Origin of the sequence: Microvirga sp. M2 (genome assembly GCF_047497095.1) — a bacterium.
In the GTDB taxonomy this organism is placed as follows: Bacteria; Pseudomonadota; Alphaproteobacteria; order Rhizobiales; family Beijerinckiaceae; genus Microvirga.
In genome coordinates this window covers 1894241-1916039 of the sequence record NZ_CP134064.1, presented here as the reverse complement: position 1 = coordinate 1916039, position 21799 = coordinate 1894241, and the positions used below count along the sequence as shown (strand labels likewise).

Below are 21799 nucleotides of genomic sequence, written 5' to 3'. Positions count from 1 at the left end.
AGCCGCTGATCCGGAGCATTCGCTGCCGGGTTGACTTGTGTCTGTTCAGAGCCTTCTCGCGGCTGGATCGACTTGTGAAGCGGGTGTGCCTCTGCCATCGCCGTCCCTCCTGCCTGTCGTCTCTTCGTCGGACCTGACGACAAGGAACTCCAAGAGATGATGGCTGAGTTTTCAGCGATCAGGCCGGAGAGTGTTGTCGGTGGACGTCGGATTCATCAGGCCTAACCCCGAGACTGATCAAGGATCGTTCTCTGTCGTGAGATCCCTTCAACGCTGTCGTCTGCACTGGAACGCAACGCTTTACTATTGGGCCAAGAGTCAATGCCTTGGGATCGGATTGACAACCATACTCCCTTTTCGGCAAAGCCCCAACATGCACGTCTTGCCCGTCGATCCGCAGGTTGGGATCCCACAAGTGGTGTTCCGCCCCGGCTGCGTATCAGCGCGAAACCACCTGTGGGCGCAGCCCCTTTGATCCGGAACTGCCGCGCTTGTTCGTCGAACGACAGCGTCGTGTCGAACCCGCTGGCTGCTCCGGTTCGGGCCTAACCTGCGGCACGAGCGCGGAGTTTGATCGCTGCCGTTCGCTCTGCCTATCGGGGAAAACCCCGAAGTCGAGCGGAGAATGCCCGGAACCGAGCAGCAATTTGCCCATCCCGACAGTCCGGTCCTTGCTGCCCGGGACCTTCGGTGACGTAACCAGATCGAATGGCCAGAGGGACGACAATCCCGGTCCCATATGACTTGCAGGGGATTCCAATGTCTCAGGCAACGCGGGTCATTGCGTTGCGCAGATCGCATTCCCAAACGGCACATTCGGGCGGTTCAGGACCCGGTCTGCGACGATTGCCAGGGTATTTCTTGCGCGTCTCATCAGCATTCCAGGAAAAATCGATGATATTTCATCATTTGTGTTGATGATCGGCTCCGCGTAATCGGGATATCTCACGATTCTTCGGAAGACCCATGACCCAGGCCACTGCCACGATGTCTGCGCCGGATGCCAAGCGCTTCGACGGAACCACCTTCGGGCTCTATGCCGCCACCGTTTTCCTGTGGGGCGTGAGCTGGATCGGGATCCACGCGCAGCTCGGCGTGGTGGCGCCGGAGATGTCGGTGCTGTGGCGCTTCCTGCTCGCAGCCTTCCTCATGTGGGCCTGGGTGCTCGCCACCGGCCACCGGGTTCGGTTCGGGCTCGCCGATCACCTGCGTTTCGCGGCGGTCGGATGCTGTCTGTTCTCGTTCAATTTCATCTCGTTCTATTATGGCGGCTTGAGCGTGCCGTCGGGGCTGCTCTCGGTGGTGTTCTCGCTCGCCTCCGTGTTCAATCTCGTCCTGAGCTTCGTCATCTTCCGGCAGAAGGTGGAACCACGGGTGGCGCTCGGCGGCGTGATCGGCGTCATCGGCATCGGGCTCCTGTTCTGGCCGGAAATTGCGGGTGCGGGCTTCAATGCGGACGCGCTCAGGGGCCTCGGCCTCTGCGTCATGGGCACGCTGTTCTTCTGCTCGGGCAACATGATCTCGACCGTCGTGCAGCGCCGGGGCGTGCCGCTGCTCTCCGCCACCGCCTGGGGCATGACCTATGGCTGCATTGTGCTGCTCACGCTGAACGTTCTTCGCGGCAATGCCTTCATGGTCGAGCCGACGGCCGCCTATATCGGCTCGCTGCTCTATCTCTCGATCGGCGCTTCGGTCCTGGCCTTCATGGCTTATCTCACGCTGCTGCGCCGCCTCGGGGCCGCTCGGGCAGGCTACTCGACCGTGCTGTTCCCCATCATCGCGCTTGCCGTGTCCACGCTGCTCGAAGGCTACCAGTGGACGGCGCTCGCCGGGATCGGCGTGGTGTTCGCGCTCATCGGCAACGTGCTGGTGCTGCGCAGGCCCGCCCGCTGAGGCTCACTCCGCGGCGGCCGGATAGACCGGGCGGGTGGAGCCCAGATTGTCGAGCGACTGCTTGATCTGGAATCCCAAAGCATCTGCGAGCGGGTTCTCCTCGCCGCGCGCGCGGATGAGGCCGATCTTGCACGAGGGCAGTGCGGGGAATCCGTCGGAGGGCCCCAGGATGCGCATGCCGGGGCGCACGGCGCTTTCCGGGAGGACCGAGACCGCGAGACCCGACAGGACCGCTGCGCCCACGGCCGTGGAGTTCCAGCTCACATAGGCGATGCGGAAGGCGCGGTCCGCGCTCTCCAGAGCTTCTGTCGCGTAGTGGCGCCAGTCGCAGTTCGGGCGGCCGAGCGCCAGCGGGATCGGCGTCTCCTCATGCACGCCGTGGCGGCCCGAAGTGACCCATAAAAGCTGCTCGATGCGCACGATCTCGGATGGGCCGCGCCGGTCCACATGGGTGATGATCGCGAGGTCGAGGTCGCCGTGCTGCACCCGCCCGATCAGGTTGTGGGTGGGTTCGCACATCACCGTCACCTCGGCCTTCGGGTTGGAGCGCGAGAACCGCGCCAGGATCTCCGGCAGGTAGCGGTCGGCATAATCGTCGGGAAGGCCCAAACGAACGCGGCCCGTGAGCTCGTGCTCGTTGAAGGAAGCCATGCATTCCGCGTTCAGGCGCACGATCCGGCGGGCGTAATCGAGGAGCCGCTCGCCCTCGTCCGTGAGCTTGGAGAGGCGTCCGTCGCGCTCGAAGATCGGGCGCCCCACCCGGTCCTCCAGCCGCTTCATCTGCATGGAGACGGCGCTCTGCGTCTTGTGGACGATCTCCGCCGCGCGGGTGAACGACCCCGTATCCGCGATCGCCACGAAGGTGCGGAGCTGGTCGATATCAAGCAGGTGCATGGCCATGATCCCATCATCAACGATTCTGATGATACAAATCTCAAACAATCGTTTCAAGTGATGAAAGGGAACGTGCTATTTTTCCGAAAAGATGAAAAGATTCGTCTTTCGAAACAAGGTCTTAGAGGAAGTTTCGTTCTAGCTGGCGTTCCATAATGTCTCCCAGGAGCCCTGCTGGAACGCCTTTGGAACTCCCTGGAACGGTTCGGAGCGTTCCAGAGCATCCCGAGAGCCCCTGTGAGGTCCTTCACGAGCGAAAGGAGACTGACATGTCCCGGTCTGCGGCGCCTAACCTGATCTCTCCCGTACCCCCGATGCTGGGCAGGCTCCTGCGTACGCTCGTCTCACTCGCCAGGGCAGTCAGGGATCGCAGCGAGGTCAAGCATCTCGCCGAGTTCGACGAGCGCATGCTCAAGGATATCGGCCTGACGCGCGGCGACGTTGAAAGCGCCCTGATGGAACCCGTTCATCATCGCCCGTCATCGATGCTCGTGCGATGCGCGGAGGCGTCCGCCCGGCACATGGATCTGCCGCCGCCGCACGCCAGTCACGGCCGGTGGACACGCTTGTGAGGGGAGGAGGCTAAGATTTCCTCGGGCCCGTTCCCCAGGCATCCTCCAGAATCCCTTGAAGGGATGTGAGATATTGTATCTGCATCTCGCGTCCCTTTTCCATCATCTCGCCCCATGAAGCGGACGGCGAGGGCTCCGGAGGCTTCTCGGTCTCGGGCATCGAGAGGAAGCCCGCCATCATCTCCTGGAGGGGGGTAGCGGCAGGCTTCTTCTCCGGCGCCGGGACCTTCAACCATCCGGCCCAGAGTTCAGTCCAGGCATTGACCGCATCCTGCTTCGATGTGTCGGCCGTATCCGGCGAAGCAAAACTCTGGACGACCTTCGACTGCGCGGCCATCCACTGCGTCAATCCCCCCGCGAGGAGGCCCGCATAGATCGGCAGGATCTGCTGCATGATATCGACGCCGATGCCGGCGAAATTCGCCGCCTGATGGGCCACCAGGCGGCTGGCCTCGTCGGAGCCGAAGAGCTGGTCGAGCAGGCGTCTGCCCTCCTGCTGCGCCTGCTGAGAATAGGTTTGTCCGGCGGCCTGCCAGAAATTCTGATAGCCGCCACTCATCAGGGATTGCAGGAAGCGGCCCGGATCGCCGTTGGTCAAGGTGTGCTGAAGTCCCATGGCGAAGGCCGGCAGAACGGCCGCCATGGCGCGCTGCTGCTGGTCGGCCGAGAGCTGGAACTGCCGTGCCAAAGTCTCGAAAGCCGCTTGGGTCTGCGCCTGGCGCATCAGATCGAACCAGTTGAACATGGCAGGCTCCTCGAAGGCGTGAACGCCCGGCTGCCCTTTATGGGATCGGGACAGCTTGCCTCTCCAAACGCCGGATTGTCCAGAACGCAGTGACGATCGCTGCGATCCCGAAAACGATCGATCCGGCGCCGATGCCGATCAGGGCGCCCTTGGGCCCGCCGATCTGCGCCCCGAAATAGGCGAACGGGATCATTCCCAGCGTTGCCCGCCCCCAGTTGAAGAAGGTGGAGAGCAGGGGATAGCCGAGGTTGTTGAACGACGCATTGGACACGAAGACCAGGCTCACGAAGAACCAGATGAAACCGCTCAGCTGGCAGAAGAAGCGCACCAGCTCCGCCGTCAGCGGCGGAGCGTTGAAAGCCAGGACGATGGCTTCCTGCAGCAGGAACAGCAGAAGCCACACGCTCAGGACGTAGACGATCATGAAGGTGAGGGAATCCTTCAGGGTCGCCCTCATGCGGTCGTACCGGCCCGCGCCCCAGTTCTGCCCTAGAACCGGCCCGATGGCCCCGGCCAGCGCAAAGACGCCCGCGAAGGAGACCGGCGTCACGCGGTCGATGATGGCGGAGGCCGCAATCGCCTGATCTCCGAACCGCGCCATGACGCCCGTGAAGAATGCGTTGGCGGCAGGCGCGGCGAGGTTGGTGAGAACAGCCGGAACGGCGATGGCGAAGAATGGCCTCGCGTCACGGATCACGGATTGCAGGCTGGGCTTGGCCAGAAGCCGGTGGGTGCGGGTGACATAGAGATACCCGACATAAAGATAGACCACGCGCGCGAGGCTGATGGTCAGGGCTGCGCCGTCGGATCTCAGATCCAGGACGAAGATCGTGACGGGATCGAGAAACACCGTGATGATGGCCACCGAGAGCGTCGCGTACATGCTGCGCTTGGCGTCGCCTGCGGCGCGCAGGAGGGTTGAGAACGCCATGCCGGCGGCCATCATCGCATTCGTCGGCAAGGCGATCCAAAGGAAGCTGTGCGCGACCTGATAGGCTTGGCCGCTCGCTCCCATGGCTTTGAGAATCTGTGGCAGAAAGGGCATGACGATCAGGCTGACGGCCGCGCCGATCGCCACCATGAGGATGCTTCCCGAGGTCGCGAGCCGCCGCGCATCCTCGTGCCGGCGCGCCCCGAGGGCGCGCGAAACGAGAGCGCCGATCGGGATCATCAGGCCGACATTGATCGAGACCGTGAAGAACATCACGACGGTCGCCAGGCCGACGCCCGCCGTCATGCTCGGATCGTGGAGCCACGAGATGTAAAGCAGCGACACGAGGTCGACGATGAAGATCGCGATCAATCCGGCCGCGCCCGTCCCGGTCATCACGAGCACGTGGCGCATGGTCGAGCCCTGCACGAAGACAGGCGTATCGGCGCGCGCCTCCGAGGCCCGCTCGGCAGGGGTGGCGTCCATCAGAGTGCTCCTTCGCCGAGAATGTCGCGCGTTTCCGGGCTCAAGGCCTTGGCCTTCCCGGTGGGAGAGGTGAGGGGTTCCGGCGCGATCTTGGCTCCGACCACGAGCTCGGCCCCGAAACTCGCGCCGATTTCCTTCTGGAGGAAGAGCCGGGCGATGTCGCGCTTGCGCACGTCCTGGGCCGCGCCGAGGGCGGTTTCCGCGTCGATTCCAAGTTCCTCGAGGGCCGAACGGCCGAAGACGATGGCGGATTCGAACGTTTCACGAAGCTGATAATCGATCCCGATCTTCAAGAGCTTCACCGCATGAATCCGGTCGTAGGCGCGCACGAAGCTGCGGGCGTTCGGGAAGTTCTCGTGAATGATCTCGGCGATCTTCTCGATCGTGTCCGGTTCGTCCGTGCATACGCAGATCATTTCCGCCTTTTCGGCGCCGGCCGCCCGGAGCACGTCGAGGCGCGTCCCATCCCCGTAATAGATCTTGAGACCGAAACGGGCGGCATCGCGCACGCGTTCCACGTTGTTGTCGATGACGGTCGCATCGATGTCCTGCGCGAGCAGCACCTGATTGACGATCTGCCCGAAGCGCCCGAAGCCGATCACGAGGACCCGGCTCGACAGATCGCCCTCCTGTCCGAGCAGATCCTCTACGCCCGGGCCCGTGGATCGCTCGGGACGGGCCAGAAGGGCTTTCTCGACGAGGGTCGAGAAGATGGGGCCGAGAAGCATCGTGATGGCCGCCAGCGCCGTCACGGACTGCGCCTCGGCCTGAGCCATCAATCCTGCACCCGTGGCGACGGGCAGGAGCACGAAGGCGAATTCGCCCGCCGTGCACAGGAGCGTGCCGGATCGGAGGCCTTCGCGCCACGTGGCGCCGAACAGGCGCGAGAGAATGGTGGTCAGGATGGTCTTCCCGACGATCACCGCCGGGGCCGCGAGGGTCAGCAGCACCCATTGCTGGCGGACGAGGCCCAGATCGATCGACATGCCCACGCTCATGAAGAACAGGCCCAGCAGCATGCCGCGAAAGGGCTCGATATCGGCCTCGAGCTGGTGCCGGAAATTCGATTCGGCGAGCAGCAGGCCGGCCAGGAACGCGCCCATGGCCATGGAGAGGCCCGCCTCCTGCATGAGCAGGGCGGCGCCCAGGACCACCAGCAGCGCCGATGCGGTCATGACCTCGCGGGAGCCGGTGCGCGCGAGGATGCGGAAGAAAGGATTCAGCCCGTAGCGGCCGACCAGGATGACGGCGCCGATGGCGGCGATGGCCTCGCCGGCGGCCGAAAGCCGGTCCAGCATCGAGTTGTCCTCGACCGCCGTGCCCGAAGCCAGCAGGGGCAGAATGGCGAGCACCGGCACCACCGAGAGGTCCTGAAACAGCAGGATGGCGAAGGAGCGCTGTCCGTAAGGCGTCTGAAGGTCCTTGCGCTCTCCCAGCATCTGAAGGGCGATCGCGGTGGCCGAGAGCGCCAGCGCAACGCCGATGACGAAGGCCGCCCTGAATCCGAAGCCGATGGTGAGCGAGGCGCCGCCGAGGCAGAGCCCCGTGACGGCCATTTGAGCGAAGCCCAGCCCGAAGATGTCCCGCTTCATGGACCAGAGATGGGACAGCTTCAGTTCCAGCCCGATGATGAACAGCAGGAGCACCACGCCGAGTTCCGCCACGGTCGCGATCGTTCCCGGGTCCTCGACGAGACTGAGGCCCGAAGGGCCGATGGCGATTCCCGCCGCCAGATAGCCGAGCACGGCGCTCAGGCCGATGAATCGGAACATGGGAACGGCAATGACGGCCGCCCCGCAGAAGGTCAGGATCGGCGGGAGAAAGCTGACATGGGAGGCTGGGCTGGCCATCGGGCAATCGGATCCGGTGAGCAATCACCCCTTTCTAGGGAGTCTTGCCCCGAAGGGCGAGCCCTTCTTACGAATGGCCAAGCCGCGAATTACCGCCACTCCCGCTTGACAGGGAGGGCCTCGTCTCGCCACATCGCGGGATCATGACGAAGCCGCCCCTCCACATCCTTCTCTGTGCCCCGCGCGGCTTCTGCGCCGGGGTGGTCCGCGCCATCGACGCCGTCGAGAAGGCGCTTTCGATCCACGGGGCGCCCGTCTATGTACGCCACGAGATCGTGCACAACAAATACGTGGTGGAGAACCTGAGGCAGAAGGGGGCAGTCTTCGTGCGGGAGCTCGACGAGATTCCGGACACCGAGGCTCCTGTGATCTTTTCGGCGCACGGCGTGCCGAAATCGGTGCCGGAGGCCGCTCAGGCGCGCAATTTCTTTGCCATCGACGCCACATGCCCGCTGGTGACCAAGGTGCATCGGGAGGCGCAGCTCCACCACAAGCGGGGCCGTCACATCATCCTGATCGGTCATGAGGGGCATCCGGAGGTGGTCGGCACCATGGGGCAGCTGCCCGAAGGGGCGACGACCTTGGTGGAGACCGTGGACGATATCGCCCGGCTGCAGCCGGGCGACCCGGAGAACTTGGCCTTCGTGACCCAGACGACCCTGTCCGTCAACGACACCCGGGACATGGTGGATGCCCTGAAAAGGCGCTTTCCCTTCATTATCGGTCCGCACAAGGAAGATATCTGCTACGCCACCACCAACCGGCAGGGTGCGGTCAAGCGGGTGGCGCCTCAGGTCGACGCCATGATCGTGGTGGGTTCCCCCAATTCATCGAACTCCCAACGCCTGCGCGAGGTGGCCGAGCGGGAAGGGTGCTCCCTGGTGCGCCTGATCCTGCGGGCGGAGGATATCGACTGGTCGCTGTTCGGAAACGTTCGCAGTCTCGGCATCACGGCGGGCGCGTCGGCGCCGGAAATCCTCGTGGAAGAAATCATCGATGCCTTTGCCGAGCGCTATGAAGTGTCGGTAGAGAGCGTCTCGACGGCGGACGAGAGCGTGTTCTTTCCTTTGCCGCGTGAATTGCGTGAGCAGGCGGCGGAGTAAGCAGTGGCAGTCTATACGGAAGTCAGCGACGAGGAGCTCGCAAGCTTTCTCGAAACCTACGATATCGGCACGGTGCTGTCCTACAAGGGCATCGCGGAGGGGGTGGAGAACACCAATTATTTCCTCCACACGACGGAAGGCTCCTACATCCTGACCCTCTACGAGAAGCGGGTGCGGGAGGCCGACCTGCCGTTCTTCCTCGGGCTGATGCAACATCTGGCGAACAAAGGCTTGAACTGCCCTCTGCCGGTCGACAATCGCCAGGGGCAGCCGCTCGGGCGGCTCGCGGGGCGGCCCGCGGTCATCATCACGTTTCTCGACGGCATTGCCGTCCGCAGGCCCACCTCCGGACATTGCGGGGCCCTGGGCGGCGCGCTGGCCAAGCTCCACCTCGCTGGCCAGGATTTCGCCATGAGCCGCCCCAACGCCCTGTCGCTCGACAGCTGGGGGCCGCTCTTCGCCCAGGCCGAGGCGCAGGCCGATACGGTTTCGGGCGGCCTTGCCGACCGGACGAGGCGGGAGCTCGCCAACCTGCGCGAGGCCTGGCCAGCGGATCTGCCCACCGGCATCATCCATGCCGATCTGTTCACCGACAACGTGTTCTTCATCGGCGCCGAGGTGTCGGGGCTGATCGACTTCTACTTCGCCTGTACCGATGCTTTCGCCTATGACGTCGCCATCTGCCTGAACGCTTGGTGCTTCGAGCCGGACGGGTCGTTCAATCTCACGAAGGGGCAGGCGATGCTGACGGGCTATCAGGCCGTCCGCCGGCTCTCCCCCGAGGAAGTCGGGGCTCTGCCGGTTCTCTGCCGCGGCTCGGCCATGCGCTTCATGCTCACCCGCCTCGTGGACTGGCTCAACGTGCCGCCCGGCGCGCTCGTGCGGCCGAAGGATCCGCTGGAATACGACCGCAAGCTCCATTTCCACCGCCATGTGCGGCACGCGCGCGAATATGGGCTCGAGGCATGAGCGGCTCTGAGCGCGTCCTGATCTATACCGACGGCGCCTGCTCGGGAAATCCCGGGCCGGGCGGCTGGGCGGCCATCCTGTTCTTCAAGGGCAGCGAGAAGGAGATTTCCGGCGGGGAGGCTCATACCACCAACAACCGCATGGAGATCCGCGCCGCCATCGAGGGGCTCAACGCCCTCAAGCGTCCCTGCGCCATCGATCTCTTCACGGATTCTCAGTATGTGCGCCAGGGCATCACGCAATGGATGCACAACTGGAAGCGCCGCGGCTGGCGCACCGCCGACAACAAGCCCGTGAAGAACGAGGATCTCTGGCGAGAACTCGACGAGGCCGCGTCCCGGCACGACGTGGCCTGGCACTGGGTGAAGGGGCATGCGGACGATCCCACCAACATCCGGGTCGACGAACTGGCGGTCGCCGCCATGCAGCCCTTCAAGAAGAGGCGCGCCTAAACAAAAGCCCCTGCCGGCATCGCGCGGGCAAGGGCCTCAATGTCCGAGGGCTGATAAAAGGATCAGAGATCCTTCAGGATGTTTTCCGCGCCCGAGACCTGCGCCTTGGACGGCGTATCTTCCACGTTGATGGCCTTCACGACGCCGTCGTCCACCACCATGGAATAGCGCTGGGAGCGGATCCCGAGGCCGAAGCCCGTGCCGTCCATGGTCAGCTTGATCGCCTTGGCGAAATCGCCGTTGCCGTCGGACAGGAATTCGATGCCGTCGGCGCTCGCGGATTTGGCCCAGGCATCCATGACGAAGACGTCGTTGACGGCGGTCACGAGGATCGCGTCGACGCCCTTCGCCTTGATTTCCTGGGCGCGCTGCACGTAGCCGGGCAGATGGTTGCGGTGGCAGGTGGGGGTAAAGGCGCCCGGAACCGCCACAAGCACCACTTTGCGCCCCTTGAAGAGGTCGTCCGTGGTCTTGGCGACCGGTCCGTCCGGCGTCATGACGCGGAAGGTGACCTGGGGAAGGCGTTCTCCGACCTGGATGGCCATGCACTTTGCTCCAAAGCTTTAGCTGTCGTTTGGGATTTCTTCACTAGCGCGACAGGCTGTCGCCGTCGAGGCTCACCTGCGTTTCGACGGCCTTGTCCCCGGCGACGAGCGTGAGGACGAGGGGAACGGGTCCCGATGCGTCCTTCGGCCTGTCCTCGATCGTCAGGGTGAAGCGGTTGCGTTCGCCGTCGGGTGTGACCGAGACATACCAGTTCTCCGGAGCTTCGGCGAACAGAACCGCCCTCGCACCGTCCTGGGCGCGGACCGAGACGGTCAGGGCGGCGTCCGCGCCTGTCTTCGGCTGCACGGACAGAACTGCCGGATCGCCCGGATCGCCGAGAGCCCGCCTGCGGGGAACCCTTCCCATGGCCCCGTCGATAGCGGCGCGGTCGGGGCCTGACGCCGTGAGGGGCCGAGCCAGGTCCGCATGGGCCGGAATGCAGATATCCTTGCAGATGCCGTAATCCACCGTGAGTGCGAGTTTGACCGGCTTGTCCGCAACCTTGGGTTTCACTACGACCGGCAGGGTGACCTCCCGGCTGTAGACATAGGCGACGCCCGCCGCATCCTCATGGCGTTCCGGGGCCGGCCACTGGACCTCGATATCGGCGACATTTTCCGATGCCGACCAGTCGAAGCTCGGCGGCAGGCCGGACTCGCCGGGATTGCGCCAATAGGTCTTGAAGCCGGGATCGAGGGTGATCGCGATCCCGGCCAGCCAGGTCTCCCCCAGCTTTCCCCCGGACAGGAGCTGGACCTGGGAGTGGAAACCCTGGGCGGAGGTCGAAGCGGGGAGGGACTGTCCAAAGGCCGTGATCGAGGACAGAGCCACAAAAAAAGCAGATATGACGATGCGGAATGTCGTTGTCATGGAACTGACGCCTCCCTGAGGCGCTTCCTTTATGCGGTTTCTACTCGGGTCTGCCATCCACGATCCCGTGATCGGTTTGGCGGCCCAGCAAGGCAGATTCGAGACATGAGCTTTCAGCAGGATCCCTACGGCACCGGCAGCCCCTACCTCGACGGGCAGATGCTGGTCGCGATGCCCGGCATGATGGACGAGCGGTTCGCCCGAGCGGTGATCTATGTTTGCGCCCATTCGCCGGAAGGAGCGATGGGGATCATTCTCAACCGGCCCGCCGGAAACCTCAACATGCCGGATCTCCTGGTCCAGCTCGAGATCGTGCCGGAGCCGGAGCGCATTCATCTGCCCGAGCGCGTGGGCCGCATTCAGGTTCTCATGGGCGGACCTGTGGAGACGAGCCGCGGATTCGTGCTGCATTCGCCTGATTTCCATCTCGCCCAGTCGACGCTCCCGATCGACGACGGGGTGTGCCTGACGGCGACCATCGACATTCTCCGGGCCATCGCCCAGGGCCGCGGTCCGCAGCAGGCGGTTCTCGCGCTCGGCTATGCCGGCTGGGGCGCGGGGCAGCTCGAGCACGAGCTCCAGGCCAACGGCTGGCTCATTTGCCCGGCCGATGCGGAGCTGATCTTCAGCACGCCCGCCGAGATCCGCTACGAGATGGCCTTGCGCCGGATCGGGATCGAGCCGGCGATGCTGTCGATGGATGCCGGCCACGCCTGAGCGTTCTACGCGGCTTCCGTGCTCGTCGCGCCGACGAGGTGGCGTGCCTGCGTCACCGACATCGGCTCGCCGAAGACCGGCCCCTGCGCGTATTCGCAGCCGAGCTGGTAGAGTTCGATGGCCTCCGATTCGCTTTCCGCGCCTTCCGCGACGATCTCCATGCCGAGCTCGTGCGCCATCTTGACGATGGAGCGCAGAATGACGGAGTTGCCGGAGGCCATCTGGCGGACGAACGACTCGTCGACCTTGATCGTATCGAACGGGAACCGGAGCAGGTAGGAGAGGGCGGAATAGCCCGTACCGAAATCGTCCAGCGAAAGGCCCGCGCCGAGGTCCCGGAGGCGGCCCAGCATCTGGGCCGAATATTCCGGGTTTTCCATCACGAGGCTTTCGGTCATCTCGAGCTTGAGCGAGCCGGGAAGAACCCGTGTGCGGGCGATGACCGTCTTCACCTCCTGCAGGAGGTCGTGCCGCAGAAGATGGTGGCTCGACATGTTCACGCTGGCGAAGATCGGAGGCTCCACCTCCAGGGCGCTCTGCCAGACGGCGAGTTCCCGGGCGGTCTGTTCCAGCAGGAACACGCTGAGCTTGATGATGAGACCCGTCTCCTCGGCGATGGAGATGAAGTCGCTCGGGGCGATGCGGCCGAGGCGCGGATGGTCCCAGCGCAGCATGGATTCGAAGCCCGCGATGGTCCGGTCTTCTAGCCGCACGATCGGCTTGAACAACACCTTCATCTCGTTGCGCTCGAGCGCATGGCGCAGATCGCTCTCCATCGTGAAATGGTCGCTGCGGTCCGACCGCATCGTGGGGCGGAACACCTCGATCCGGTCGCCGCCGTGGCGCCGGGCATGGGCCATGGCGATCTCGGCGTTGCGCAGGACCTCCTCGCGCCGGGCCGCGATCTGCGGATCGTGCAGGGCGATGCCGATGGAGGCGGTGAGAAAGATCTCGCGGTCCGCATAGGTGACCGGGGTCGTCACGATGCGCCGGACCATGTCGGCGAAGGCGATAATGCGATCGGGCTCGCGCTCGGAGAGCAGGATGATCGCGAATTCGTCGCCCGAGATGCGCGCCAGCGTGTCCTGCGGCTTGAGCAGGCGGCCGAGGCGGCGGGAGAGCGTGAGCAGGATCGAGTCGCCGGCGGCGTAGCCGGATTGATCGTTCGTGTCCTTGAACTTGTCGATGTCCACCACGAGCACGGTCGGGCGCAGGGAATCGCCCTGGCTCGCGAAGGTGAGGGCGGCTTCCAGGCGATCGTAGAAGAGCTGACGGTTCGGCAGGCTCGTGAGGCTGTCGTGCACGGCATCGTGCAGCAGGCGCTCCTCGGCGGTCTTGCTGCCCGTGACGTCGGCCAATGTGCCGACGATGCGGATCACCTCGCCGTCGGACCCGATCACCGGACGGGCTTTCAGGCGGTACCAATGATGCGCGTTGGATGAGGAGCGCAGGCGGAAATCCTGCACCAGACGGCCGCGCCGGTGCTCGATGACCGTATCGAGCGCGAGCCGGTAGCGATCCCGGTCGAAGGGGTGAATCAGGTCGAGCCAGGCCGAGGCCGGGCCTTCGAGAGCGCCTCGCTTCAGCCCGAGCTGGTGCTCGATGTCGGGGCTGACGAAGATGTTGTCGGAGACCACGTCCCAATCGAACACGATGTCGCCGGCGCCCGCGAGGGCGAGGGCGCGGCGCTCCGTATCGTTGACGAAGCCGCGCGCGAAGCCGCCTCCGGCGAAAGCATGCTGCATGACGGTAAAGCCGATCAGCATGACGATCAGCACGAGCCCCCCGATCAGCGCGGGCGGTACGAGGTCGGAGGCGAGCTGACCGAGAATGGTGAAGCTCGCCGCCACCGTCCAGGCGATCAGCAGAAGCCAGGTCGGCACGAGCATGATGGCCCGGTCGTAGCCGTGCGTCGCCAGATGGATGACGAGAATGAAGCCGATGCCGGCGACGGCGGCGATCGACATGCGCGCCACGCCCGACGCGACCGAGGCGTCGACGACGGCAAGGAGCAGGAGCGCCCCGAGAAAGGCCAGCCAGAAGGCCGTCACATGGCTGTAGCGGACATGCCAGCGGTTCAGGTTCAGATAGGCGAAGAGGAAGACGAGCAGGGTCGCCGCCAGGACGGCTTCCGCGCCGGCGCGATAGATCTGCTCGGTTGCCTCGGAGATCGGGAACACGCGCTGGAAGAAGCCGAAATCGATGCTGGCATAGGCGAGCACCGCCCAGGCCAGAGCCGCGGCGGCCGGGAAGATCAGGGCGCCCTTCACGACGAAGATGATGGTGAGGAACAGGGCGAGCAGGCCCGCGATGCCGATGATGATGCCCTTGTAGAGCGTCAGGCCGTTCACGCGCTCCTTGTAGGCGGCCTGATCCCAGAGATGGAGCTGGGGCAGGTTGTTGGTGCGCAGCTCCGCCACGAAGGTGACCGTCGTGCCCGGATCGAGGGTGATGAGGAAGACATCCGCGTCGGGGCTGTCGTCGCGCTCCGGGCGGATGCCCTGGCTGGCCGTGACGGCGGCGATGCGGGAGGAGCCGAGATCCGGCCAGAGAACGCCTGAGCCGGTCAGCCTGAAATGCGGCGCCACGAGGAGGCGGTCCACCTGCTCGTCGGTGTCGTTGGTCAGCGCGAAGACGATCCAGTCCGGGCGGGTGCCGGCCTCGCGAGCCTTCACGGCGATGCGGCGCACGATTCCGTCCCGTCCCGGAGCCGTGGAGATGCGGATCTCGTCGCCGTCCGACCTGTAGCGCTCGATGGCCGGGGTAAGATCGATGGCCTTCATCTTGGGGTCGACCCGGACGGATTCCACCGCCCAGCCGGTCGACGGCCAAGTGAGCCCCAGAAACGCCGCCAGCAGACAGGCTATGGCGAAAGATACGATCCGCAATGCTTCGGTTCTTTCGTCCGGTCCAAAGGTGAAAGGCGAATTGGTACCGGTCAGGGAGCTTGAGGGCAAGTCGAAGCCTCGAGAGGCCCCGACTTGTCCGCATGACTCATTTGTTATCGTTAACCACGCGCATGGAGGCAGTTTGCGGCGGGATTGAGGAGAAAAAGATGTGACGTAACGGAAGAAAAGGCAGAAAATAATCAGCCCTGCAGACCCGCCGTGATCGCCGTAAGGGAAGGCAGAGCCTTGATCGGGCCGATGGCCGCGACGGTCGGTTTCCCCTGCAGGAGAACGCGTCCCGCTTCGCGGACGTGACCCTCGTCGAGATCGTCGACTTTCCGCACGATCTCGTCGCTTCCCACGATCCGGCCCCACGAGAGGAGCTGGCGTGCCATGCGCTCGATCCGCCCTCCGGGCGTTTCGAGGGCCGTCAAAAGCGCCACCTTCATCTGCGCCTTGGCGCGCGTCATCTCGATGCCGCTGATGTCCTGCGTGGCCTGGCGCATGCAGTCGAGGGTCACCTCGGTGAGTTCGCCCACGTCGGATGCGCCGGTTCCGGCGCCGATGCCGAAGAGACCGCAATCGGAGAAGGGCCAGTGGAAGGAGTCGATGGAATAGGCGAGGCCCCGGGTCTCGCGGACCTCGTGCCAGAGGCGCGAGGTCAGGCCGCCGCCGAGGATATGGGCGAAGAGATGGGTGGCGTAATAGCCCGGATCCTTGAAGGAGAGGCCCGGGAGACCGAGGACGATGTTGGCCTGCTCGAGCTTGCGGGGGATGCGCCGTTCGCCGCCCGTATAATGCCCGGTCTCGGGGGCGCGAATTCCGGTGGCCGGCATCGCTCCGAAGAGGCGCTCGGCCGCGTCCACGATCTGGGCATGGTCGACATTGCCTGCCGCCGCGAGCACCATCTTGGCCGGGATGTACTCGCGCGCAAGGAAGGCCCGGATGGTGGCGGCGTCGAAGCTCCTGATCGTGTCGGGGGTGCCGAGAATCGGGCGACCCACGGGCTGGCCGGCAAAGGCCGTCTCCATGAAGGCGTCGTAGATCAGATCGTCGGGCGTATCCTCGACGGCGGCGTATTCCTGCAGGATCACGCCCTTCTCGCGGGCGAGCTCGCCGTCGTCGAAGGCCGAGTTGATGAGGATGTCGCCGAGCACATCGAGCGCGACATCGGCATTCTCGCCGAGAACGCGCGCCGTATAACTGGTGTATTCGACGCTGGTGGCGGCGTTGATGTCGCCGCCCACGTTCTCGATGTCCTCGGCGATCTGGCGCGCGGAGCGGCGCGAGGTGCCCTTGAAGGCCATGTGCTCGATGAGATGCGACAGGCCGTGCTCATGCGCCTGCTCATGCCGCGATCCGGTGCCGACCCACACGCCGAGGGTGGCGGTGGCGATTTCCGGCATGTGCTCGGTCGCGACCGTCAGGCCGTTGGACAATCTCGTGATGTCGACCCGCTTCTCGCGGACGAAATGCTGGTTCATGCAGCCGCGCCTCTGACGGCCCGGGCGCGCTCGCGGATGAAGCGCTCCACCGAGGCCTGATCGTTCGGGAGAACCGTGAAGCTCTCTTGCCGCTCCATCAGATCAGCCATGTGCGGCGGAAGTGCGGGGCGAATGCCGGTTGCGCGTTCGACCGCGTCGGGGAACTTGGCCGGGTGGGCGGTCGATAGGGCCACGACGGGCACTTCGGGCCGGTCCTCGAGGAGGGCGCGGGCCGCGCGGGTGCCGACGGCGCTGTGCGGATCGAGCACATAGCCCGTCGCGCGGTAGGTCCGGGCCATCTCGTCGGCGACATTCGCCTCGTTCACGGCCCGGGCCGAGAATTCCTCGCGGATGCGGGCAAGCGGGGCCGCTTCGATCAGGAAAGAGCGGGACTGGCCCAGACTGGCCATCAGGCGGCGGATCGCCTCGGCGTCGCGGCCATAGGCCTCGAACAGCAGGCGCTCGAAATTCGACGAGATCTGGATATCCATCGACGGCGAGGTCGTGGGCGCGACGCCCGTGATCTCATAGGCGCCGGAGTGAAGCGTGCGCGCCAGGATGTCGTTGGCGTTCGTGCCGATCATCAGGCGCTCGACGGGCAGGCCCATCCGCTTGGCGGCCCAGCCCGCGAGGATGTCGCCGAAATTGCCCGTGGGCACCGAGAACGAGACGGGCCGGTGCGGCCCGCCGAGCGCCACGGCCGCCGTGAAGTAATACACGGCCTGCGCGGCCACGCGGGCCCAGTTGATGGAATTCACGCCCGAGAGCTGCAGCTCGTCGCGGAAGCGGGCATTGTTGAACATGCCCTTCACCATGGTCTGGCAATCGTCGAAGGTGCCTTCCACCGCCAGGGCATGCACGTTGGGCGAGGCCACCGTGGTCATCTGGCGGCGCTGCACGTCGGAGACCCGGCCATGCGGGTAGAGGATGAAGATATCGACCTGATCGAGGCCCTTGAAGGCTTCGACCGCAGCGCTGCCGGTATCGCCCGAGGTCGCGCCGACGATGGTGGCGCGCGCGCCGCGCGCCTTGAGAACATGATCCATGAGGCGGCCGAGGAGCTGCATCGCCACGTCCTTGAAGGCGAGCGTCGGGCCGTGGAAAAGTTCGAGCAGGAAGAGGTTGTCGTCGAGCTGGGTCAGGGGGCAGACGGCGTCATGGCGGAAGGACGCATAGGCCTCGTCGATCATGCGGCCGAGCGCGGCCGCCGGGATGTCGCCGTCCACCAGCGGGCCGAGAACGGCCTTGGCGACCTCCGCATAGGGTTTTCCGGCAAAGCTCTTGATCGTGTCCGCCGTAAGGCTCGGCCATGTTTCCGGCATGTAGAGGCCGCCGTCCCTCGCGAGGCCGGTCAGAAGCGCGTCGGAAAAGCCAAGCGCGGGAGCCTCCCCGCGGGTCGAGACGTGGAGCACGGTCAATCTCCTGAAAATGCGGCGGGACAATAGGTGGCCAGGGAGGATGCGGCAAGCCGGTTCTCGTCTATCGGCCGGGGAAAGGGCGGCCGCCGGCAGGCGGTTCCGCCGGGCTTCATCCCCTGATGCGCTTCCAGGCGAAGGCGCCGAAGACGCCGACGAGAGTGAGCGCGAGGCCGTACCAGGTCAGCGCATATTGCAGATGGTTGTTGGGCAACGTGAGCTGGGTCTGCCCGCCGCGCGGCCAGTCGCCGGGGTTGGGCGTGGCGTCCACGTCGATGAGGAAGGGGGCGACGCGCTCGAGGCCCCGGGCCTTCGCGATGGCCTGCGGATCGCGGGTGAACCACGTATTCTTCGCGGGATCGTCCTTGGGTGTGAAGAAATTGCGCGCCTCGGGCGCGCGTACGAGGCCGGTGACCGTCACCTCGCCCTCGGGCCTGCCCTGGGGACGCGTGGCGGGATCCTTCAGCTCCATCGGAACGATGCCGCGGTTGACCATCAGAATCGCGCCCGTGGGGAGCTTGAGCGGCGTGACCATGTAATAGCCCTGGAGGGGCGCGCCCTGCCGCGTTCCGGGAGCCAGACCGTAGACCGGAGCCTCCAGGTCGTTCAGGAATGTGCCGGTCACCCGGACCTTGCGGAACTCGTCCTGGTCCGCCCGCCAGCCGGCCCAGTCGGATTCGGGCAGGACCGAGCCGGGCTCGCCATAGGCGCGGGTCTCGATCTGCCCGATCAGCCCGTCTTTCCAGGCCTTGCGCTGGAGCTGCCAGGTGCCGAGCCCAATAAGGATCGCGAGGGCGATCAGCGTGGCGATCCCCGGCAGAATCAGCGAGCGGGCATTGTTCAGACGTGTCGCAGTCACTTCTTGAACCGCCCTTCCTCCGCCTTGTGATGGTACTGAAGCGCCACCAGAACGCCCTTCGAGGGCCGCACGAGGGCGAGGCTCAAGGCGATGCTGAGCGCCGACCACATGACGAGATGGAGCCAGATCGGCGGCGAGAAGGCGAATTCGACCCACAAGGCGAGGCCAACGACCACGATGCCGACGATGGACATCACGAAGAAGGCCGGACCGTCCCCCGAATCGGCGAAGGCGAAATCGAGGCCGCAGACCTCGCATCGCGGGCGCATCGTGAGGAAGCCCTGAAACAGGTGGCCCTTGCCGCAGCGGGGGCACAGGCCCTTGAGGCCGGTGACGACGGGCGGGGGAACGGTCTGGTCCTGAGCCACGATGATTCTCCGTGAAAGGCCTCCCTCACATGGGAAGGGCGGGCCGAAAAGCGAAGGGCGGCCCGAAAGCCGCCCTGCAAAGGTCGTTTCGTAAACGGCGTTAGTGACCGCCGTAGCCCCAGACGTAGATCGAGGCGAAGAGGAAGAGCCACACCACGTCCACGAAGTGCCAGTACCAGGCCGCGAATTCGAAGCCGAGATGCTGCTGGGGCGTGAAGTCGCCGCGATAGGTGCGCAGCAGGCAGACGGCCAGGAAGATCGTGCCGATGATCACGTGGAAGCCGTGGAAGCCCGTCGCCATGAAGAAGGTGGCGCCGTAGATGTTGCCGCTGAAGCCGAAGGCCGCATGGCTGTACTCGTAGGCCTGCACGCAGCTGAACACGAAGCCCAGGATCACGGTGAGCCACAGGCCCGCCTTGAGGCCCTGGCGGTCGTTGTGCAGGAGCGCGTGGTGCGCCCAGGTGACCGTGGTGCCGGAGGTCAGCAGGATCAGCGTGTTGAGCAGCGGCAGGTGCCAGGGATCGAAGGTCTCGATGCCCTTCGGGGGCCACACGCCGCCCAGAGCCTCGACGCGCGAGTAGAGCATCGGGTCGCCGGCATAGAGCGCGGCATCGAAATAGGCCCAGAACCAAGCTGCGAAGAACATCACCTCGGAGGCGATGAACATGATCATGCCATAGCGGTGATGCAGCTGAACCACGCGGGTGTGCGAGCCGGTATTGGCTTCGCGCACCACGTCGGTCCACCAGCTGAGCATGGTGTAGAGCACGCCGATGATGCCCGCGCCGAAGATATAGGGGCCCAGGTGCATGCCGCCGAGCGTGATGGCCTTCCACCAGGTCACAAACCCGGAAGCCATCAGGAAGGCGCTGATCGAGCCGATGAGCGGCCATGGGCTCGGTTCAAGAATATGAAAGTCGTGGTTCTTGGCGTGGGCCTCGGCCATTTTTTGTCGTCTCCGTGCCTCGAATGTGAACTCGCTTTAAGACGTTTCCGTCCAGCTTGTCACGTCCCTTATTGAGCGATGGGTTTGGTTGATGACGTCGCCTCCGCCACCGGCTTGCCCGCCTTGGACGGGAAGTAGGTGTAGGACAGCGTGATGGAAGTGAGATCCTTCACGTCGGTATCCTGCGCCAGGCGCGGATCGACGTAGAACACGACCGCCGATTCCAGGGTTTCCCCCGGTTGCAGGGTCTGCTCGGTGAAGCAGAAGCATTCCAGCTTCGAGAAGTAGCTGCCCGCGAGGTCCGGCTGCACGTTGTAGGTGGCGATGCCGGTGGCGGGTTTGTCGCCGGTATTGGTGACCTTGTAATAGACCGTCGTGGTCTCGCCGAGCTTCACCTGGACTTCGGGCTTCTCGGGCGCGAAGCGCCAGCTCAGGGCGGGGGAGACGTTGGCGTCGAAGCGCACGGAAATCGTGCGGTCCACCACTTGGGATGCATTGTTGGCGCGCACCACGGGCGTGCCGTCGAAGCCCGTGACCTTGCAGAAGAGATCGTAGAGGGGCACCGAGGCATAGGCGAGCCCGACCATGCCGACGGCGACGCCGAAGCAGGCGAAGGCCGTACGGTGCATCTTGCGTTGGGTGTTGGGAGCTTCAGCCATTCTCATCTCACAGCGGACGGTTCAGCACCTGCGGGCCCAGCTTCGCGATGGTGATCGCGAAAAGCAGGATGCAGAGAATTCCGAGCGTCAGCCCGAGGGCGATCGACCGGCGCCTGCGGCGCTTCTGTTCCTCGGGCGTGAGGCGATAGGAGGAGTTCGGATCCGACATTCTCTTCACCCCAGAACCGGATGGAAGAAGCCGAGGCCATGCTCCGCGAGGAGCGTGGCGAACAGCAGGAAGAGATACAGGATCGAAAAGCCGAAGAGCTGCTGGGCGACGCGCATGGCCGGCTCGCCCTGACGCAGGCGGTAGACCTGGATCGCGAGCGCCAGCATGCCCAGACCGCCGACGAGCGAGACGATCGCGTAGGCGAGACCGCCGAAGCCCGCGAAGACCGGAGCCATTCCGAGCGGGGCGAGGATCACCGTATAGGCGAGGATCTGGAAGCGGGTCACGGCAGGACCGGAGACGTTGGGCATCATGGGAACGCCGGCACGCTCGTAGTCGCCCGACTTCACCAGGGCCAGGGCCCAGAAATGGGGCGGCGTCCACATGAAGATGATGGCGAACAGAATGACGCTGTCCCACGCCACGTGGCCGGTCACGGCCGCCTGCGCGACGATCGGGGGAAGGGCGCCTGCGGCGCCGCCGATCACGATGTTCTGCTGCGTCGAGCGCTTCAGCCACATGGAGTAGACGACGACGTAGAAGAAGATTGTGAAGGCCAGAAGACCGGCTGCCAGCCAGTTGCTGGCGAGTCCCAGGATCAGCACCGAGCCGGCCGTCAGGGTCATGCCGAAGGCGAGAGCCTCGCCGGGCTGGATCTTGCCGGCGGGGATCGGGCGCTTGCGCGTGCGCGTCATGACCGCGTCGATATCCGCGTCCCACCACATGTTCAGGCAACCCGACGCGCCGCCGCCGACGGCGATCATCAGCAGCGACACGAAAGCCAGCACGGGATTCACGTCCGGGTGGCTCACGACCATTCCGACGAGCGCCGTGAACACGACGAGAAACATCACGCGTGGCTTCAGGAGGGCGAAGAAGTCGGACACGTCTCCCTGGGAGAGGCCCGCATGGTCGAGGCTCTCGGTTGGGGAATCGGTCAAACTGTTCGACAGGGTGTTCATATCCAATAATCTTCCGAAACG

The 21799-nt window shown here is 64.9% G+C and carries 21 protein-coding genes; 6 read left to right on the top strand and 15 right to left on the bottom strand.

Annotated features, from left to right (window positions below; translation table 11 throughout):
* The first annotated feature begins 966 nt into the window (after nt 1–966).
* On the top strand, nt 967–1893 hold the full coding sequence (locus RE429_RS28445; protein WP_414475067.1) for a DMT family transporter: 927 nt from the start codon (nt 967–969) through the stop codon (nt 1891–1893).
* Between the two features lie 3 nt (nt 1894–1896).
* Here RE429_RS28445 and RE429_RS28440 read toward each other — a convergent pair whose 3' ends face one another.
* A complete protein-coding gene (locus RE429_RS28440; protein ID WP_414475964.1) occupies nt 1897–2787 on the bottom strand; it encodes a LysR substrate-binding domain-containing protein in 891 nt (296 codons plus the stop codon).
* Between the two features lie 269 nt (nt 2788–3056).
* On the opposite strand from RE429_RS28440, the gene RE429_RS28435 reads away from it, so the two are divergent.
* On the top strand, nt 3057–3359 hold the full coding sequence (locus tag RE429_RS28435; RefSeq protein ID WP_414475066.1) for a DUF1127 domain-containing protein: 303 nt from the start codon (nt 3057–3059) through the stop codon (nt 3357–3359).
* 10 nt (nt 3360–3369) lie between these two features.
* Here the strand turns inward: RE429_RS28435 and RE429_RS28430 are convergent, their stop codons facing one another.
* The 3 genes from RE429_RS28430 to RE429_RS28420 are packed head-to-tail and all read right to left on the bottom strand — an operon-like array spanning nt 3370 to nt 7371.
* Entirely contained in the window at nt 3370–4104 is a 735-nt protein-coding gene (locus RE429_RS28430) for a DUF937 domain-containing protein (RefSeq protein WP_414475065.1), read from the bottom strand.
* A gap of 37 nt (nt 4105–4141) precedes the next feature.
* Entirely contained in the window at nt 4142–5521 is a 1380-nt protein-coding gene (locus RE429_RS28425) for an MATE family efflux transporter (protein WP_414475064.1), read from the bottom strand.
* Nucleotides 5521–7371, bottom strand: coding sequence for a monovalent cation:proton antiporter-2 (CPA2) family protein (locus RE429_RS28420; RefSeq protein WP_414475063.1), 1851 nt, complete (start codon nt 7369–7371; stop codon nt 5521–5523). Before RE429_RS28420 ends, RE429_RS28425 begins: the two co-directional genes overlap by 1 nt.
* 143 nt (nt 7372–7514) lie before the next feature.
* On the opposite strand from RE429_RS28420, the gene ispH reads away from it, so the two are divergent.
* Genes ispH through rnhA form a run of 3 tightly spaced genes read left to right on the top strand, consistent with a single transcriptional unit; the run spans nt 7515 to nt 9895 of the window.
* Nucleotides 7515–8474, top strand: a complete 960-nt coding sequence (gene ispH / locus RE429_RS28415; protein WP_414475062.1) for a 4-hydroxy-3-methylbut-2-enyl diphosphate reductase — start codon at nt 7515–7517, stop codon at nt 8472–8474.
* Nucleotides 8475–8477: 3 nt separating this feature from the next.
* Nucleotides 8478–9443, top strand: coding sequence for a homoserine kinase (locus tag RE429_RS28410; RefSeq protein ID WP_414475060.1), 966 nt, complete (start codon nt 8478–8480; stop codon nt 9441–9443).
* Nucleotides 9440–9895, top strand: a complete 456-nt coding sequence (gene rnhA / locus RE429_RS28405; RefSeq protein WP_414475059.1) for a ribonuclease HI — start codon at nt 9440–9442, stop codon at nt 9893–9895. The genes RE429_RS28410 and rnhA overlap by 4 nt, the downstream gene beginning before the upstream one ends.
* A gap of 62 nt (nt 9896–9957) precedes the next feature.
* Here rnhA and RE429_RS28400 read toward each other — a convergent pair whose 3' ends face one another.
* Together RE429_RS28400 and RE429_RS28395 are read right to left on the bottom strand one after the other, a co-directional pair.
* On the bottom strand, nt 9958–10440 hold the full coding sequence (locus RE429_RS28400; RefSeq protein ID WP_370434393.1) for a peroxiredoxin: 483 nt from the start codon (nt 10438–10440) through the stop codon (nt 9958–9960).
* 43 nt (nt 10441–10483) lie between these two features.
* Nucleotides 10484–11311, bottom strand: coding sequence for a protein-disulfide reductase DsbD domain-containing protein (locus RE429_RS28395; protein ID WP_414475058.1), 828 nt, complete (start codon nt 11309–11311; stop codon nt 10484–10486).
* Nucleotides 11312–11416: 105 nt separating this feature from the next.
* On the opposite strand from RE429_RS28395, the gene RE429_RS28390 reads away from it, so the two are divergent.
* Nucleotides 11417–12028 carry a YqgE/AlgH family protein gene (locus RE429_RS28390; RefSeq protein WP_414475057.1) on the top strand — a complete coding sequence of 204 codons (612 nt, stop codon included), beginning with the start codon at nt 11417–11419 and terminating at the stop codon, nt 12026–12028.
* A gap of 5 nt (nt 12029–12033) precedes the next feature.
* Here the strand turns inward: RE429_RS28390 and RE429_RS28385 are convergent, their stop codons facing one another.
* The 9 genes from RE429_RS28385 to RE429_RS28345 form a co-directional block, all read right to left on the bottom strand.
* Nucleotides 12034–14916 carry an EAL domain-containing protein gene (locus RE429_RS28385; protein WP_414475056.1) on the bottom strand — a complete coding sequence of 961 codons (2883 nt, stop codon included), beginning with the start codon at nt 14914–14916 and terminating at the stop codon, nt 12034–12036.
* Nucleotides 14917–15116: 200 nt separating this feature from the next.
* Nucleotides 15117–16400, bottom strand: a complete 1284-nt coding sequence (locus RE429_RS28380) for a M16 family metallopeptidase (protein ID WP_414475055.1) — start codon at nt 16398–16400, stop codon at nt 15117–15119.
* Nucleotides 16397–17812, bottom strand: a complete 1416-nt coding sequence (thrC, locus tag RE429_RS28375; protein WP_414475054.1) for a threonine synthase — start codon at nt 17810–17812, stop codon at nt 16397–16399. Before thrC ends, RE429_RS28380 begins: the two co-directional genes overlap by 4 nt.
* 115 nt (nt 17813–17927) lie before the next feature.
* Nucleotides 17928–18674 carry an SURF1 family protein gene (locus tag RE429_RS28370; protein WP_414475053.1) on the bottom strand — a complete coding sequence of 249 codons (747 nt, stop codon included), beginning with the start codon at nt 18672–18674 and terminating at the stop codon, nt 17928–17930.
* Complete coding sequence (locus RE429_RS28365; protein WP_414475963.1) at nt 18671–19045, bottom strand: DUF983 domain-containing protein; 375 nt, start codon at nt 19043–19045, stop codon at nt 18671–18673. Before RE429_RS28365 ends, RE429_RS28370 begins: the two co-directional genes overlap by 4 nt.
* A 97-nt stretch (nt 19046–19142) precedes the next feature.
* The gene (locus RE429_RS28360; protein ID WP_414475052.1) at nt 19143–19988 is read right to left on the bottom strand and encodes a cytochrome c oxidase subunit 3; all 846 of its coding nucleotides are present in this window, start codon (nt 19986–19988) and stop codon (nt 19143–19145) included.
* 68 nt (nt 19989–20056) lie between these two features.
* Nucleotides 20057–20647 (bottom strand): cytochrome c oxidase assembly protein, encoded by a 591-nt coding sequence (locus RE429_RS28355; protein ID WP_414475051.1) that lies wholly within the window; start codon nt 20645–20647, stop codon nt 20057–20059.
* Between the two features lie 7 nt (nt 20648–20654).
* Nucleotides 20655–20816, bottom strand: a complete 162-nt coding sequence (locus tag RE429_RS28350) for a hypothetical protein (RefSeq protein ID WP_370434401.1) — start codon at nt 20814–20816, stop codon at nt 20655–20657.
* 5 nt (nt 20817–20821) lie between these two features.
* Nucleotides 20822–21778 carry a heme o synthase gene (locus RE429_RS28345; protein WP_414475049.1) on the bottom strand — a complete coding sequence of 319 codons (957 nt, stop codon included), beginning with the start codon at nt 21776–21778 and terminating at the stop codon, nt 20822–20824.
* Nucleotides 21779–21799 lie beyond the last annotated feature (21 nt).

Excerpts from the sequence above, each read along its gene's own strand:
- RE429_RS28440 (WP_414475964.1), bottom strand. The coding sequence starts at position 2,787 with ATGCACCTGCTTGATATCGACCAGCTCCGCACCTTCGTGGCGATCGCG.
- rnhA (WP_414475059.1), top strand. The coding sequence starts at position 9,440 with ATGAGCGGCTCTGAGCGCGTCCTGATCTATACCGACGGCGCCTGCTCG.
- RE429_RS28360 (WP_414475052.1), bottom strand. The coding sequence starts at position 19,988 with ATGGCCGAGGCCCACGCCAAGAACCACGACTTTCATATTCTTGAACCG.
- RE429_RS28435 (WP_414475066.1), top strand. The coding sequence starts at position 3,057 with ATGTCCCGGTCTGCGGCGCCTAACCTGATCTCTCCCGTACCCCCGATG.
- RE429_RS28350 (WP_370434401.1), bottom strand. The coding sequence starts at position 20,816 with ATGTCGGATCCGAACTCCTCCTATCGCCTCACGCCCGAGGAACAGAAG.
- RE429_RS28445 (WP_414475067.1), top strand. The coding sequence starts at position 967 with ATGACCCAGGCCACTGCCACGATGTCTGCGCCGGATGCCAAGCGCTTC.
- RE429_RS28380 (WP_414475055.1), bottom strand. The coding sequence starts at position 16,400 with ATGAACCAGCATTTCGTCCGCGAGAAGCGGGTCGACATCACGAGATTG.
- RE429_RS28420 (WP_414475063.1), bottom strand. The coding sequence starts at position 7,371 with ATGGCCAGCCCAGCCTCCCATGTCAGCTTTCTCCCGCCGATCCTGACC.
- RE429_RS28395 (WP_414475058.1), bottom strand. The coding sequence starts at position 11,311 with ATGACAACGACATTCCGCATCGTCATATCTGCTTTTTTTGTGGCTCTG.
- RE429_RS28345 (WP_414475049.1), bottom strand. The coding sequence starts at position 21,778 with ATGAACACCCTGTCGAACAGTTTGACCGATTCCCCAACCGAGAGCCTC.
- RE429_RS28425 (WP_414475064.1), bottom strand. The coding sequence starts at position 5,521 with ATGGACGCCACCCCTGCCGAGCGGGCCTCGGAGGCGCGCGCCGATACG.
- RE429_RS28355 (WP_414475051.1), bottom strand. The coding sequence starts at position 20,647 with ATGGCTGAAGCTCCCAACACCCAACGCAAGATGCACCGTACGGCCTTC.
- RE429_RS28390 (WP_414475057.1), top strand. The coding sequence starts at position 11,417 with ATGAGCTTTCAGCAGGATCCCTACGGCACCGGCAGCCCCTACCTCGAC.
- ispH (WP_414475062.1), top strand. The coding sequence starts at position 7,515 with ATGACGAAGCCGCCCCTCCACATCCTTCTCTGTGCCCCGCGCGGCTTC.
- RE429_RS28400 (WP_370434393.1), bottom strand. The coding sequence starts at position 10,440 with ATGGCCATCCAGGTCGGAGAACGCCTTCCCCAGGTCACCTTCCGCGTC.
- RE429_RS28430 (WP_414475065.1), bottom strand. The coding sequence starts at position 4,104 with ATGTTCAACTGGTTCGATCTGATGCGCCAGGCGCAGACCCAAGCGGCT.